Source organism: Thermohalobaculum sediminis (assembly GCF_023487995.1).
In the GTDB taxonomy this organism is placed as follows: Bacteria; Pseudomonadota; Alphaproteobacteria; order Rhodobacterales; family Rhodobacteraceae; genus Thermohalobaculum; species Thermohalobaculum sediminis.
On record NZ_JAMFKN010000010.1, the window covers coordinates 94,781 to 108,266 of the forward strand.

Sequence of the window (13,486 nt, forward strand, 5' to 3'; positions counted from 1 at the left end):
GCGCCAAGGGGCAAGAACGAGAGAGAGGGACCGAATGAGCAGCACCTATTCGGCGCTTCCCGCGCCCTCGCCGGAACAGGGAATGAGCCGCTATCTCTCCGAGATCCGCAAGTTCCCGATGCTGGACCCGGACGAGGAATTCATGCTGGCCAAGGCTTGGGTCGACCACGGCGACCGCGAGGCCGCGCACAGGCTGGTGACCTCGCATCTGCGCCTGGCGGCCAAGATCGCGATGGGCTATCGCGGTTACGGCCTGCCGACGGCCGAGGTCGTGTCCGAGGCCAATGTGGGCCTGATGCAGGCGGTCAAGCGCTTCGACCCGGACAAGGGCTTCCGGCTTGCGACCTATGCCATGTGGTGGATCCGCGCCTCGATCCAGGAATACATCCTGCGGTCCTGGTCGATGGTGAAGCTGGGCACCACGGCGGCGCAGAAGAAGCTGTTCTTCAACCTGCGTAAGGCCAAGGGCAAGATCGGCGCGCTGGAGGAAGGCGACCTGCGCCCCGAGCATGTGACGAAGATCGCAACGGACCTCGGCGTGTCCGAGGACGAGGTGGTGTCGATGAACCGGCGCCTCTCGGGCGGCGGCGACAGCTCGCTGAATGCCACCATCAAGGGCGACGGCGAGGGCACCAGCGAATGGCAGGACTGGCTGGCCGACGACGACGCCGACCAGGCCGCGCAGTATGCCGAGACGCAGGAACTGGACGCCCGGCGAGAGTTGCTGATGGAGGCGCTGGCCACGCTCAACGAGCGCGAGCGCCACATCCTGACCGAGCGGCGCCTGAAGGACGAGCCGGTGACGCTCGAGGACCTCTCGAAGGTCTATGACGTGAGCCGCGAGCGCATCCGCCAGATCGAGGTCCGCGGCTTCGAGAAGCTGCAGAAGCGCATGCGCGAGCTTGCCGCCGAGAAGGGCCTGATCCCGGCCGTGGGCGCCTGACGCGGCACCCATATGACAGACCGAAGGCCCCGGGGCATCGCGCGCCGGGGCCTTTTTCATGCCGCCCGCGTGACGCAGCGGCGCTTCAGCCCGCGGGTGCCGTGCAGCCCCTTATATCGGCCGCGACATCGCCCGCGAACACGCTGATCCTGAGATCGCCCCGCTCGATCCACGCGGCGGGGTCGACCAGCGAAAGCTGCGAGCTGACGGCGATCTCGGCGCCGTCCGACGCTATCTCAGTGCCGTGGAACCAGCTGTCGGCGGGCCCCTCAAGCACGATCGTCGGGTCGGCCAGCGCCTTGTCGAAGACCAGCCGCGCGGTGAAGCCGCGATCGGTGCCCGTCCCGGTGACCCGGCAGACGGCCGAGACCAGCCCCTGCCCCGCACCCGGCCCCGGCACGGTGGCGCGGGCGGCGGCGATCAGGGCCGCGTCCTCGCCCTCGGCCCCGGCAGGGATCTCGCGCTGGACGCGCGTCTCCTCGAGGATGCAGATGTCCGAGCACACGCCCAGCGCCACGCGCAGGTCGAGCCCGACCGGGGCTGCCGGGTCCACCGGGTGGATGCGCAGCGGCAGCACCACCTGCCGGGCATAGCCCAGCGTCCGCATGCCGAAGCTCTCGAAGCTGGTCGGGCGCGGCCAGTCGATCTCGATGTCGGCGACGTTCCGCGAGCCCGACCAGTCGAAGGCGGGCGGGATGCCGGCCTCGCCCGGATTGCGCCAGTAGGTCTTCCAGCCCTTCGCGATGTCGAGCACCAGCCCCGCCTCGCGCAGGCCGTCGCCGCTGCGGGGGCCGACCGCGAGCCGCGCGGTCACGAAGGATTCGCCGGTCGAGACGATCGCCTGCGCCAAAGCCGGGGCGCCGGGCATCACGCCCGGCACCGCGCCAGCGCCGAGCGCCGTGGCCAGCAGATATGCCCATGCCGTTCTCATGGCCCGATAGATAATCATCCCCGCCTGACATGAACATAGCATTTCCGTCATCGCCAGCCGATCACCAGATGCCGCAGGGCTGCCGACTTGCCCTCGCCCCGATGCGGGTCCACATTTGTTGCATGAGCCAGCCTAGGGACATTGATGGCGGAACGGAGAGTGGCGCCGCGCAGGAGGCGGGTGTCGTGCAGTTCCTTGACGGCCAGATCCTGATCGCCATGCCGTCGATGAGCGACCCGCGGTTCCAGCGCAGCCTCGTCTATCTCTGCGCCCATTCCGACGAGGGCGCGATGGGTCTCGTCGTCAACCGCGAGGCGGGGGACCTCACGCTTGCGGACCTGTTCGGCACGCTTGGCATTCCGCTCGGCGCCGCGCTGCGCGACGTGCGGGTGCGCCAGGGCGGTCCGGTCGAGCCCGGCCGGGGCTTCGTGCTGCACTCGACCGACTACGAGAGCGCCGAGGCGACAATGCATGTGAACGACAGCGTTTCGATGACCGCGACGCTCGACATCCTGCACGCCATGGGCGCCGGCCACGGGCCGCGCGATGCCATCGTCGCGCTGGGCTATGCCGGCTGGGCGCCGGGCCAGCTCGAGGCCGAGCTGCGCCAGAATGGCTGGCTGACCTGCGAGGCAGATCGCGAGCTTCTGTTCGGCGACGACCAGTCGCGCAAATGGGAACGCGCCCTCGCCAAGCTCGGCATCAGCGCGTCCATGCTGGTCTCGCCCGGCGGCAGCGCCTGAGCCTCAGCGCCCCTGCGTCTCGACCCGTCCACGGCGATCCGGCCGCAGCGCGGCATAGAGGACGTGATTGCGCCAGCGCCCGTCGATCTGCAGGTAGGCCTGCGCGACCCCCTCGTACTTGAACTGGCACCGTTCGAGCAGCTTGCGCGAGGGCAGGTTGTCAGGCAGGCAGGCGGCTTCGAGCCGCGAGAGGTCCATCTCGCCGAAGGCGTGCTCGCGCAGCGCCGCCAGCGCCTCGGTCATGTAGCCCGCACGGGCGTAAGGCGCGCCGATCCAGTAGCCCAGCGTACCGGCCTGCGCCGGCTCGCGCCGGATGTTCGACAGCGTGAGGCCGCCCAGGATCGCCCCGTCCTCGATCCGGAACAGCATCAGCGGCAGCGCCTCGCCCAGCCGGATCGCGCGCTCGGCCCAGATGACCCGGTTGCGGAAGGACCGCGAGGTGAGGTGATCGCGCGCCCAGGCGGGTTCCCAGGGCTGGAGGAAGGCGCGGCTCTCGCGCCGCAGCCGCGCCCAGCCCTCGTAGTCGCCCATCCTGGGCGGGCGCAGCAGCAGCCGCCCGGTGCCGATCTCGGGCGGGCGGTTGCGGGCGCGGCGGAGGAACATCGCCCTCAGGCAGCCAGGCGGCGCGCGATCTCGGCCGCCGGGCGTGCCCCCGCGACCGGGCCGTAGAGCGCGACGGCAGGGGCCGAGCGCGCGAAGTCCGCCACGGCGGCGCGCGCCTCGGCCACGCCGACGGCATCGACGCGGGCGACCGTCTCCTCGACCGGGATCGCGCGGCCCCAGATCGACACCTGCGTGGCCAGCCGCTCTGCCCGGGCCGAGGCGCTTTCCAGCCCCATCACCAGCCCTGCCCGGGTCTGCGCACGGGCCCGCGCGATTTCGGCCTCGGCCAGGTCGCCGGCCGCGCGCTGCAACTCGTCGACGGTCAGGTCCACGAGGCCGCCGATCGCCTCGGCCCCGGTGCCGGCATAGACCGTCAGCATGCCCGAATCCGCCCAGGCCGAACACTGCGCGAAGATCGTGTAGCACAGCCCCCGCCTCTCGCGCGCCTCCTGGAACAGGCGCGAGGACATGCCGCCCCCCAGCGCCGTCGCCGCGATCTGGGCGGCGTAATAGCGCTCGTCGCGATAGCTGGGCGAGGACAGCGCCAGCGCGAAATGCGCCTGTTCCAGCTTCTTCTTGACCCGCCGCTCGCCGCCCCTGAAGGCCGCGGGCTCGGGCGCGGGCTCGGTCCCCGGCGCCATGTCGCCGAACAGACCCTCGGCCAGGCGCAGGATCGCGCCGTGGTCGACCGCGCCCGCGGCCGCGAGGAGCATCCGCTCGGGCCGGTAATGCTCGGCGATGAAGCCCGCGAGGTGCTCGCGCCCGAAGCCGCGCACCGCCGCCGCCGGGCCCAGGATCGACCGCCCCATCGCCTGCGCGGGGTATGCCACCTCCTGCAGCCAGTCGAAGATGATGTCGTCGGGCGTGTCGAGCGCCTGCCCGATCTCCTGCAGGATCACGCCGCGTTCCAGCTCGATATCCGCCTCGGCCAGTTTCGGCGCGCGCAGGATGTCGGCGAGGATGTCGAGCGCGAGCGGCACGTCTCCCGGCAGCACCCGGGCGTAGTAGGCCGTGCGCTCGCGCGAGGTATAGGCGTTGAGGTAGCCACCCACATCCTCGATCGCCTCGGCGATGTCGAGCGCCGAGCGCCGCGCCGTGCCCTTGAACGCCATGTGCTCGAGGAAATGCGCGATGCCGTTCTCGTCGGCCCGCTCGTGGCGCGTGCCCGCGTCGATCCAGATGCCGACGCTGGCCGAGCCGAAGCCCGGCATCACTTCGGTCGCGACGCGGAAGCCATTGGCGAGGCGCGAGATCTCGATGCTCATCGCCGCCGCTCCCGCACCAGCGCCTCGACCGCGGCAAGATCATTCGCGACCACCGTGACCCGCTCGGGCCGGTCGTAGAGGTCGGCCATCCGCGCGGGAAGCGCAGGGCGCAGCCCGCAGGCCTGCTCGACCGCGTCGGGGAACTTCGCGGCATGGGCCGTGCCCAGCGTGACCATCGGCACTGCCGCGTCGCCGCGCGCATGCCCCGCTGCCGCCACGCCGATGGCGGTGTGGGGGTCGAGCACGATCCCCGTCTCGCGATGCAGCCTTGCGATCGTCGTCATCGCCTCGTCCCTGTCCACGCGCGCCGAGGCGAACCCCGCGCGCAACGCCTCCCGCGCGCCTTGCGGCAGCGCGAATCGGCCCGTCGATTTCAGTTCGTCCATCGCGGTCGCCACCGCCTGGCCGTCCGCGCCGTAGAGTTCGAACAGCAGCCGCTCGAAATTCGAGCTGACCTGGATGTCCATGGAAGGCGCGATGGTCGCGACGACCCCGCGGCTCTCGTAGACGCCGGTTTCCAGCGTCCGATGCAGGATATCGTTCTCGTTGGTCGCGATCACAAGGGTCTCGATCGGCAGGCCCATCCGCCGCGCGATGTGCCCCGCGAAGATGTCGCCGAAATTGCCCGTGGGAACCGAGAAGCTCACGGCCCGGTGCGGCGCGCCGAGGCTCACGGCCGCGGTGATGTAATAGACCACCTGCGCCAGAACCCGGGCCCAGTTGATCGAGTTCACCGCCGCGAGCCCCACCTCGTCGCGGAAGGCGAAGTCGTTGAACATCCCCTTCACCAGCGCCTGGCAGTCGTCGAAGGTGCCCTCGACCGCCAGCGCGTGGACATTGGGCTCGGCCGGCGTCGTCATCTGGCGGCGCTGCACCTCGCTGACCCGGCCATGCGGGTAGAGGATCACCACGTCCACCGCGTCAAGCCCGCGGAAAGCCTCGATCGCCGCCGAGCCGGTGTCTCCGCTGGTCGCGCCGACGATGGTCACCCGCTCGCCCCGTCGCGCCAGGACCGTCTCGAACATCTGGCCGATCAGCTGCATCGCCACGTCCTTGAACGCCAGCGTCGGCCCGTGATGCAGCTCGAGCACCCAGTCGTTCGGCCCGATCTGGACCAGCGGGCAGCGCGCGGGGTGCGGGAAGGCGGCATAGGCGCGCGCGATGATAGCGCGGAACGCGTCGTCGCTGAAACAGTCGCCGATGAACGGGCGCATGACCCTGAAGGCCGCGTCCTCGTAGGACAGCCCCGCAAGCGCCGCGATCTCGGCCGGTCGCATCGCGGGCACCGTCTCGGGCACGTAGAGACCGCCGTCGCGCGCCAGGCCCGTCAGCATCGCCGCCTCGAAATCGAGCTCCGGTGCCTGTCCGCGGGTCGAGATGTAGCGCATGAGCCGGGTCCCCTCGTTCCTGCCGCGCCTCATAGCGCAGCACGCCGGGGGGCACAATGTCCATGCCGGACGCGGCAAGGCGCACCGCGACCAGCGTGCATCGACCCCGGGTGTCAGTCCGCCCCGAGGATGTAGAACGTGTAGCCGTAGCTGTCGCCAAAGCGGCGGAAGATGTCGATCTCGGTCTCGGTCTCGGCAATGGCCTCGGCCAGTTCCGGCGATCCCCCGGGTCGCAATTTCGCGATCCGCGCGAGCAGCGGGTCGTAGTAGCTGTCCCACCACGCCTGTCGCGGCAGGCGCCGCAGGCCCAGCAAGCGGTAGCCCGCGGCCTCGGCACGGGCGCGGTTGCCGGCCTCGTCGCTGACGTCGGGATAGGCCGCGCGCCAGTAGGCGGCCGCTTCCTCAGGCGGGTTCGGCACATGCCACGAGAGTTCCGAGACCACGGCCACACCCAGCGGCGCCAGCAACCGGCGCCACGCGCCGAGGGCACCCGCGAAACCGAGGTTGTAGGCCGCCCCCTCGGACCACAGCAGGTCGAGCGAGGCCTCGGGCCAGTCGAGGGCTCCCATATCGGCCAGGACCGGGCGGATCAGCGCCCCGAGCCCCCGTGCGGCCGCACGATGCGCGAGGTCGCCGAGAAACTCGGCCGAGAGGTCGACGGCGAGGACAGGGGCCTGGAAATGCGCTGCCAGCATGAGGCTCGCGGCACCCGAGCCGCAGCCCAGATCCGCGAGACGGGGCGGCGAGGGCAGTCGAGGCAACGCCTTCAGGATATCGCGCGAGACGGCGTCGCTGCCGGGACCCAGACGTTCCAGCCCGCGATGAAGCGCGATCAGCGCAGCCTTCGCAGGATCGGTCGCGGGCGTGGTCGGCGCGCTGCTCACCGGCCCGCCGCGCGCAGTTCGCGCCGCAGCCAGACCGCCGACATGAGCGCCCAGACCAGCGCAAGCGAGCCCCAGGTGATCGCGTAGCCGAGGTGGTCGTTCGGCAGGTCCACCTCCAGCGGCATCGGTTGCGGCCAGCCCTCGGGGCCTGCGGACGAGGTCTCTGAGACCACCAGCACCGGATCCGCCGCGAACACCCGCGCCATCGCGCCAAGGTCGCGCGCCACCCACACGTTGTCGCGCGCGCCGAAGGGAGGGTCGGCCGTCTCGTTCGGGAAACGCAACGCGCCGGTCAGCGTCATCTCGCCTCCGGGCGCGGGCGTGGGCCGGACGGCGAACCCGCCCTCGTTCTTCAGCGCCGCCGGCACGAAGCCGCGGTCAACCATGATCCGCCGCCCGTCCGCGAGTCGGAAGGGCTGGATGAGACGGTATCCCGGCTCGCGCGCGCGCGTCGTAAGGAACGGCGCGTCGGGGAATCCATGGCTGCCCGCCTCGCCATCGAAGCGGCCGGTCACCGCCACGCGCAGGAACTCGTCCTCGGGACCCGGGGCGGCCGGCAGCGCGGCGGGCGCACGCTCGAGGCGCGCCTCGAGCGTTGCGATCAGCCCTTCCTTCCAGGCGAGGCGCTGCACCTGCCAGGCACAGAGGCCCAGCAGGATTGCCACGCCCAGCACACCGATCACGATGGGCGCGATGGCGCCGCGGCGGATGCGCATCATGGCGCGGGCTCCCATTGGATGCGAAACCGCCGCCCGGCACTGCCGAGCGGCGGCGAGGTCGTCGTTCGGCTGTGGCGTCAGGCGCCCCAGATGTAGATGCAGGCGAACAGGAACAGCCAGACCACGTCGACGAAGTGCCAGTACCAGGCCGCCGCCTCGAAGCCGACATGCTGCTCGGCCGTGAAGTGGCCCGCACGGGCCCGCATCAGGCAGACGAATAGGAAGATCGTGCCGACGATCACGTGGAAGCCGTGGAACCCCGTCGCCATGAAGAAGTTCGCGCCGTAGATGTTGCCCGAGAACGAGAACGCCGCGTGGCTGTACTCGTAGGCCTGGAACATCGTGAACACCGCGCCCAGCACCACCGTCGCCATCAGGCCATAGATCAGGCCCGGCCGCTTGCCCTCGATCAGCGAATGGTGCGCCCAGGTGACGGTCGTGCCCGACAGCAGCAGGATCAGCGTGTTGATCAGCGGCAGGTGCCACGGGTCGAAGGTAAGGATGCCCTCGGGCGGCCACACGCCATCGGCGGCGGCGGAGGTCGCCTCGAGCCCGAAATCGCCCGTCATCGGGAAGATCGCGTGCTTGAAGAACGACCAGAACCAGGCCGAGAAGAACATCACCTCGGAGATGATGAACAGGATCATCCCGTAGCGCAGGCCGATGCGCACGACCGGGGTGTGGTCGCCGCCATGCGCCTCGGAGATCACGTCGCGCCACCACACGAACATCGTGTAGAGCACGATGGCGAGGCCCAGGAGCGCGATCGCCGGCGTGCCGCCCTTCATGAACACCACCATGCCCGAAAGCATGACGAAGGCGCCCACGGCCCCCATGAAGGGCCAGGGGCTCGGCGGCAGGATGTGGTAGTCGTGGTTCTTCTCGTGGGCCATGGCCTCTCCCTCCATTGCGCCGTCAGTTCCGCCGGGCGGACGCTGCGGCGCCTCCCAGTTCCGTGTCGAGCCGGGCCTGCTGGTCGGGCTCGGTCTCGTAGAAGGTGTAGGACAGCGTGATCGTGTGCACGCGGTCGGTCTCGGGGTCCGTCACGATGTCGGGGTCGACATAGAAGGTGACGGGCATCATCACCCGCTCGCCGGGCTGGAGCGTTTGCTCGGTGAAGCAGAAACAGTCGATCTTGGTGAAATACGCCCCCGCCGCGAAGGGCGTGACGTTGAATGTCGCCGTGCCCGTGATCGGGTGATCGGTGGGGTTGTAGGCCTCGTAGAAGGCCAGCCCCGTCTCGCCGATCCGGATCTCGGTCGGCGGCGTCGCGGGGCGGAACTGCCACGGCATGCCGCGGCTCAGCGAGCCGTCGAAGCGCACCGTCACCATGCGGTCCAGCACTTCGACCGCGTCGCCCGCCTGCGCCACCTGCGTCGTGCCGCCAAAGCCGGTCACCCGGCAGAACCAGTCGTAGAATGGCACCGCCGCATAGGCCATGCCCACCATCCCGGCGACCACGCCCACCAGCGGGATCGCCTTCTTCCAGAGCTTCTCGGGCCTGCGCCCGGCGCGCGTCATGTCGAGCTTCGTCATCTCAGCCCCACGGATTGCCTGCATGGGTGCCCATCTTCACGACGGTCACCCAGAAGAGGAGGACCACGAAGGCAACAAGCACGGCCAGCACGCCAAGGTTCCGCCCGCGGCGCCGGCGGTGAAGCTCGTGATCCTTGCGCATCGCGTCCCCGCCTCCCCTCAGAACCACACTGGCCAGCCCAGCGGGGCCGCCAGGGCGCGCAACAGGGCATCGGCGATGAACGCGCCGAAGATCGCGAACAGATAGACGATCGAGACGCCGAACAGCTTCTTCTCGGCGCGGAACCGGTCGGCCTCGGCCGCGGCATGATCTCGGCGGCGCACCGCCCATGCCCGGCGCAGGAAATCGGCCGTCGCCAGCACCGACACGACCAGGTAGACCGGCCCGCCGGCCACAGTGAAGGCCGGCGCCACCGCAACGGGCGCCAGCAGCAGCGAATAGAACCAGATCTGGCGCCGCGTCTCGGCATCGCCTGCCACGACCGGCAGCATCGGCACCGAGACCTTGGCGTAGTCGCTGCGCCGCCACAGCGCCAGCGCCCAGAAATGCGGCGGCGTCCACAGGAAGATCACCAGGAACATCAGCACGGGTGCCAGCGTGATCTCGCCGGTCACGGCGGCCCAGGCGATCACCGGCGGGAAGGCGCCCGCCGCTCCGCCGATCACGATGTTCTGCGGCGTCGCGCGCTTGAGCCACATCGTGTAGATCACCGCGTAGAAGAAGATCGTGAAGGCCAGAAGCGCCGCCGCCAGCGGGTTCGCGAACAGGCCGAGCATCGTCACCGACAGGATCGAGAGGCCCAGCCCCAGGCCCAGCGCCTCGCCCGGCTCGACCTGCCCCGTTGGGACGGGGCGGCCCTTCGTGCGGGCCATCTCGGCGTCGATGTCGGCGTCGTACCACATGTTCAGCGCGCCCGAGGCGCCCGCGCCCACCGCGATGCACACCAGCGCCGCGAAGGCCTCGACCGGGTGCACGCCCGAAGGCGCCGCCATCATGCCTGCGAGCGCGGTGAAGACGACGAGCGACATCACCCGCGGCTTGAGCAGGCGTACATAGTCGCCGAAGCCCGGCTCGGCCGCGCCGGCGCGTGTCGCAAGATCGGGAGTGATGTCGGTCACGCGGTCACCATCTCTCGGCGGATCGGTCTGTCGCGGGGCACCGCCCGCAGGGCGCCCCTCGGGCGCCCGGTCTGCGCGAGGCCGCGGAGGTTCCCCCGCCGCGGCCGCGCCGCATCTCAGTCGGCCGCGTTCAGCGCCACCTTCGTCGCGCCCGCGCGCGACGCAGTTTGCTCGGCCACCCAGGCGTCGTAGTCCTCCTGGCTCACCACCTCGACCACGATCGGCATGTAGGAATGGTCCTTGCCGCAAAGCTCCGAGCACTGGCCGAAATAGGTGCCGACCTGCTCGGCGCGGAACCAGGTCTCGTTGGTGCGGCCGGGGATCGCGTCGATCTTCACGCCGAAGGACGGCACCGCCCAGGCGTGGATCACGTCGGACCCGGTGACCAGCACATGCACGTTCGCGTTCACAGGGACGACGACACGGGTGTCGGTGGCCAGCAGGAACTCGTCCTCGCTGTAGCCCGCATCCGCAAGCTCGCCGCGGATCTCGTCGGTCAGGTTCGCGCTGCCGCCGCCGATCATGAAGGCGTCCAGGCTGATGCCCTGATCGGGATACTCGTAGCTCCAGAACCACTGGTTGCCGGTGGCCTTGATGGTGAGATCCGCCTCCGGCACGTCAAGCTGCTTGAACAGCAGCTTCAGCGAGGGCACGGCGATGACGAACAGGATGATGACCGGGATCGCCGTCCAGAACACCTCGAGCACCGCGTTGTGCGTGAAGCGCGCGGGCGTCGGGTTGGCCTTGGCGTTGTACTTCATAACCACGATCACCAGCAGCGCCAGCACGAAGATCGAGATCAGCGTGATGATCACCAGCAGCATGTTGTCGAGCCACACGAGATCATGCGCCACCGGCGTCACGGGCGCCTGAAGGGCGATGCCGTTCGGATGCGGCTTGCCCGTCAACACGTCCTGCGCCTGCGCCAGCCCCGCGGTCGCTGCGATCAGCGCCGACATGGCGAACGTGGAGATCCTTGCCATCTGCATCGTGCCTTCCCCGTCGAAATGCCCAGTTTCCGGGGCGAGGCGCGGGGGGCGCCGGTTGCGTCGCGCAACTCCCCATGCCTTGCCATCGTGCCTCTATCACCATATTGACCGGGAGAGGGCAAGCAGATGCTGCGCGGCAAGACGCCGCTTTTTGATCTCGGTCAAGGCCTGCCCCGCCGGTGAACCCAGTCTGGAGCGCCCATGTCGTCCGCCGACTCGCCCTTCCGCCCCTTCGAGACGCATCTCGACGAGACCCGCGCCCTTGCGATTCTGCGCGAGGCGGTGGCCGGCGCCGATGATGGCGAGCTGTTCATCGAGCGCTCGCGGGCCGAGATGCTGGTGTTCGACGACGGGCGGCTGCGCACCGCCTCCTACGATTCGGGCGAGGGTTTCGGGCTCAGGGCGGTGGCGGGCCCGACCGCCGGCTATGCCCATTCGACCGAACTGACCGAGGCCGCGCTGAAACGGGCGGCCCAGACCGCCCGGCTTGCCGCGCGCGAAGGCGGCGGCACCATCTCCCCCCCGCCGGGCCGCACCAACCGCGTGCTCTACGCGGCCAGCGACCCGGTGTCCGAGCGCCCGCTCGCCGGCAAGATCGGGCTGCTGTCGGAAATCGACGCCTGGCTTCGCGCCCGCGACCCGCGCGTGGTGCAGGTCACCGCCGCGCTCTCGGCCAGCGTGCAGGAGGTCGAGATCCTGCGCCCCGAGGGGTGGCGCGCCCGCGATCACCGCCCGCTCGCCCGGCTCAACATCTCGGTGATCGTCGAGAAGGATGGCCGGCGCGAATCCGGCTCGGCCGGGGCCGGCGGACGCCACGGGCTCGACGTCTTGCTGTCCGAGGGGAACTGGCAGGCCATGGCGGCCGAGGCGCTGCGTCAGGCGCTGGTCAACCTCGACGCCGAGGACGCCCCCGCCGGCGTCATGGAGGTGGCGCTGGGTCCCGGCTGGCCCGGCATCCTGCTGCACGAGGCCGTGGGCCACGGGCTGGAAGGCGACTTCAACCGCAAGGGCACCTCGGCCTTCTCGTCGCTGATGGGCAAGCGCGTGGCCGCGCCCGGCGTGACGGTGGTGGATGACGGCACCATCCCCGACCGCCGCGGCTCGCTCACCATCGACGACGAGGGCACGCCCTCGGGCCGCACGGTGCTGATCGAGGACGGTGTCCTGACGGGCTACATGCAGGACCGCCAGAACGCGCGCCTGATGGGTGTCGCCCCCACCGGCAACGGGCGGCGGCAGTCCTACGCCCATATCCCGATGCCCAGGATGACCAACACCATCATGCTGGGCGGCGACGCCACGCCCGCCGACATCGTGGCGAGCGTTAAGGATGGCATCTATGCCGTGAACTTCGGCGGCGGGCAGGTGGACATCACCAACGGCAAGTTCGTGTTCTCGTGCACCGAGGCCTACCGGGTGAAGAACGGCCGCATTCTCCACCCGGTCAAGGGCGCCACCCTGATCGGCGACGGGCCGACCGCGCTGCACAAGGTGCGCGCTATCGGCAACGACATGGCCATGGACCCCGGCATCGGCACCTGCGGCAAGAACGGCCAGGGCGTGCCCGTGGGCGTGGGCCAGCCGACGCTGCTGATCGAGGGGCTGACGGTAGGCGGCGCGGGGGCCTGACGGCGGCCCCCGGGTGGATGGCGTCGCAGCGTGGCTCGGGACGCCACTTGGGTCACGCCCGTGCTCTGCCCCGGACCGCATCAAAGCAGGGTTGCTGGCAGCGGCCTCGGCTGGAGGGGTCGGCGAGCCGGGACATCACGAAAATTCTATGATGGAGTCCCACGAAATCAGCGCGCCGTGAAATGTGGTAACGAATGTAAACGTTCTCTTAGCCTCCAGGCCAATTCCGGGCCGTTCTTGCGCGTGTCCTTGAAACAATTTGCAGGATGCAGAAGCCGGGACCGTGCATGGTTGCCATGAGGGCGATCATGACCGGCTTTTCCCCTTGGACCATCGTCTTGCTGACCAGCGCCACGATTGCCACGGCCGCGCCGACGAGCCCCGCTCGCGCAGACGATCTCGATTGCAGCTTCTTCGAGGCACAGGCCGAGGGAAGGCTGCCGATAGATTTCGCGTTGCGGATGCGGGACGCCTGCCACGTGCTCAACGCCTACCAGCACTCGGTGACGGCCGAGAGCCTGCGCTACGCCTTCGGCGACGCCGCGGTGGCGCCCGAGCCCGCGGCCAACCGGTATCGCAGCCGGATGCTCGACACGCCTCAGGTGCTGCCTGAAATGGAGCGGTACTTCATCGCGCGCGATGTCGGGGTGTTCGCCCTCATCAGGGAAATCCCCTGAGCGGTGCGGCGCATGCGGCGGGGCCGCCGCAGCGCCATTCTGATCCAGATCAAGCATCCG

Annotated in this window: 15 protein-coding genes; 4 read left to right on the forward strand and 11 right to left on the reverse strand. The window is 69.9% G+C overall.

All coding sequences use genetic code 11. The features are described 5' to 3' along the window. Positions 1-34: 34 nt before the first annotated feature. The gene (rpoH, locus tag M1105_RS17575) at positions 35-943 is read left to right on the forward strand and encodes an RNA polymerase sigma factor RpoH (protein ID WP_249581690.1); all 909 of its coding nucleotides are present in this window, start codon (positions 35-37) and stop codon (positions 941-943) included. Between the two features lie 85 nt (positions 944-1,028). On the opposite strand, the gene M1105_RS17580 is transcribed toward rpoH, so the two are convergent. Continuing rightward, entirely contained in the window at positions 1,029-1,892 is an 864-nt protein-coding gene (locus M1105_RS17580) for a protein-disulfide reductase DsbD domain-containing protein (RefSeq protein ID WP_249581691.1), read from the reverse strand. A gap of 167 nt (positions 1,893-2,059) precedes the next feature. On the opposite strand from M1105_RS17580, the gene M1105_RS17585 reads away from it, so the two are divergent. After that, positions 2,060-2,617 carry a YqgE/AlgH family protein gene (locus tag M1105_RS17585; RefSeq protein ID WP_249581692.1) on the forward strand — a complete coding sequence of 186 codons (558 nt, stop codon included), beginning with the start codon at positions 2,060-2,062 and terminating at the stop codon, positions 2,615-2,617. A 3-nt stretch (positions 2,618-2,620) separates the two neighbouring features. On the opposite strand, the gene M1105_RS17590 is transcribed toward M1105_RS17585, so the two are convergent. The 10 genes from M1105_RS17590 to coxB form a co-directional block, all read right to left on the reverse strand. Further along, positions 2,621-3,220 carry a GNAT family N-acetyltransferase gene (locus M1105_RS17590; protein WP_249581693.1) on the reverse strand — a complete coding sequence of 200 codons (600 nt, stop codon included), beginning with the start codon at positions 3,218-3,220 and terminating at the stop codon, positions 2,621-2,623. 5 nt (positions 3,221-3,225) lie between these two features. Then, positions 3,226-4,485: a M16 family metallopeptidase gene (locus tag M1105_RS17595; protein ID WP_249581694.1), complete on the reverse strand. Its 1,260-nt coding sequence runs from the start codon at positions 4,483-4,485 to the stop codon at positions 3,226-3,228. After that, entirely contained in the window at positions 4,482-5,873 is a 1,392-nt protein-coding gene (gene thrC, locus M1105_RS17600; protein WP_249581695.1) for a threonine synthase, read from the reverse strand. The genes M1105_RS17595 and thrC overlap by 4 nt, the downstream gene beginning before the upstream one ends. A 113-nt stretch (positions 5,874-5,986) precedes the next feature. Further along, positions 5,987-6,757 carry an SAM-dependent methyltransferase gene (locus tag M1105_RS17605; protein WP_249581696.1) on the reverse strand — a complete coding sequence of 257 codons (771 nt, stop codon included), beginning with the start codon at positions 6,755-6,757 and terminating at the stop codon, positions 5,987-5,989. Further along, positions 6,754-7,476 carry an SURF1 family protein gene (locus M1105_RS17610; RefSeq protein ID WP_249581697.1) on the reverse strand — a complete coding sequence of 241 codons (723 nt, stop codon included), beginning with the start codon at positions 7,474-7,476 and terminating at the stop codon, positions 6,754-6,756. The genes M1105_RS17605 and M1105_RS17610 overlap by 4 nt, the downstream gene beginning before the upstream one ends. A 77-nt stretch (positions 7,477-7,553) precedes the next feature. Continuing rightward, on the reverse strand, positions 7,554-8,369 hold the full coding sequence (locus tag M1105_RS17615) for a cytochrome c oxidase subunit 3 (protein WP_249581698.1): 816 nt from the start codon (positions 8,367-8,369) through the stop codon (positions 7,554-7,556). Positions 8,370-8,391: 22 nt separating this feature from the next. Continuing rightward, positions 8,392-9,012 (reverse strand): cytochrome c oxidase assembly protein, encoded by a 621-nt coding sequence (locus tag M1105_RS17620; RefSeq protein WP_249581699.1) that lies wholly within the window; start codon positions 9,010-9,012, stop codon positions 8,392-8,394. 1 nt (position 9,013) lies between these two features. Next, a complete protein-coding gene (locus M1105_RS17625) occupies positions 9,014-9,154 on the reverse strand; it encodes a hypothetical protein (protein WP_249581700.1) in 141 nt (46 codons plus the stop codon). Positions 9,155-9,171: 17 nt separating this feature from the next. Beyond that, the gene (locus M1105_RS17630; RefSeq protein WP_249581701.1) at positions 9,172-10,131 is read right to left on the reverse strand and encodes a heme o synthase; all 960 of its coding nucleotides are present in this window, start codon (positions 10,129-10,131) and stop codon (positions 9,172-9,174) included. Between the two features lie 116 nt (positions 10,132-10,247). Then, positions 10,248-11,114 (reverse strand): cytochrome c oxidase subunit II, encoded by an 867-nt coding sequence (gene coxB / locus M1105_RS17635; protein ID WP_319936803.1) that lies wholly within the window; start codon positions 11,112-11,114, stop codon positions 10,248-10,250. A 207-nt stretch (positions 11,115-11,321) separates the two neighbouring features. Between coxB and tldD the strand changes: the two genes are divergently transcribed. Together tldD and M1105_RS17645 are read left to right on the forward strand one after the other, a co-directional pair. Beyond that, positions 11,322-12,749 carry a metalloprotease TldD gene (gene tldD / locus M1105_RS17640; protein ID WP_249581703.1) on the forward strand — a complete coding sequence of 476 codons (1,428 nt, stop codon included), beginning with the start codon at positions 11,322-11,324 and terminating at the stop codon, positions 12,747-12,749. A 308-nt stretch (positions 12,750-13,057) separates the two neighbouring features. Beyond that, positions 13,058-13,426, forward strand: a complete 369-nt coding sequence (locus M1105_RS17645; protein WP_249581704.1) for a hypothetical protein — start codon at positions 13,058-13,060, stop codon at positions 13,424-13,426. The last annotated feature ends 60 nt before the right edge of the window (positions 13,427-13,486 follow it).

Coding starts and splice junctions, on each gene's coding strand:
- rpoH (WP_249581690.1), top strand. CDS start 35: ATGAGCAGCACCTATTCGGCGCTTCCCGCGCCCTCGCCGGAACAGGGA.
- M1105_RS17580 (WP_249581691.1), bottom strand. CDS start 1,892: ATGATTATCTATCGGGCCATGAGAACGGCATGGGCATATCTGCTGGCC.
- thrC (WP_249581695.1), bottom strand. CDS start 5,873: ATGCGCTACATCTCGACCCGCGGACAGGCACCGGAGCTCGATTTCGAG.
- M1105_RS17615 (WP_249581698.1), bottom strand. CDS start 8,369: ATGGCCCACGAGAAGAACCACGACTACCACATCCTGCCGCCGAGCCCC.
- M1105_RS17645 (WP_249581704.1), top strand. CDS start 13,058: ATGACCGGCTTTTCCCCTTGGACCATCGTCTTGCTGACCAGCGCCACG.
- coxB (WP_319936803.1), bottom strand. CDS start 11,114: ATGGCAAGGATCTCCACGTTCGCCATGTCGGCGCTGATCGCAGCGACC.
- M1105_RS17610 (WP_249581697.1), bottom strand. CDS start 7,476: ATGATGCGCATCCGCCGCGGCGCCATCGCGCCCATCGTGATCGGTGTG.
- M1105_RS17625 (WP_249581700.1), bottom strand. CDS start 9,154: ATGCGCAAGGATCACGAGCTTCACCGCCGGCGCCGCGGGCGGAACCTT.
- tldD (WP_249581703.1), top strand. CDS start 11,322: ATGTCGTCCGCCGACTCGCCCTTCCGCCCCTTCGAGACGCATCTCGAC.
- M1105_RS17595 (WP_249581694.1), bottom strand. CDS start 4,485: ATGAGCATCGAGATCTCGCGCCTCGCCAATGGCTTCCGCGTCGCGACC.
- M1105_RS17590 (WP_249581693.1), bottom strand. CDS start 3,220: ATGTTCCTCCGCCGCGCCCGCAACCGCCCGCCCGAGATCGGCACCGGG.
- M1105_RS17620 (WP_249581699.1), bottom strand. CDS start 9,012: ATGACGAAGCTCGACATGACGCGCGCCGGGCGCAGGCCCGAGAAGCTC.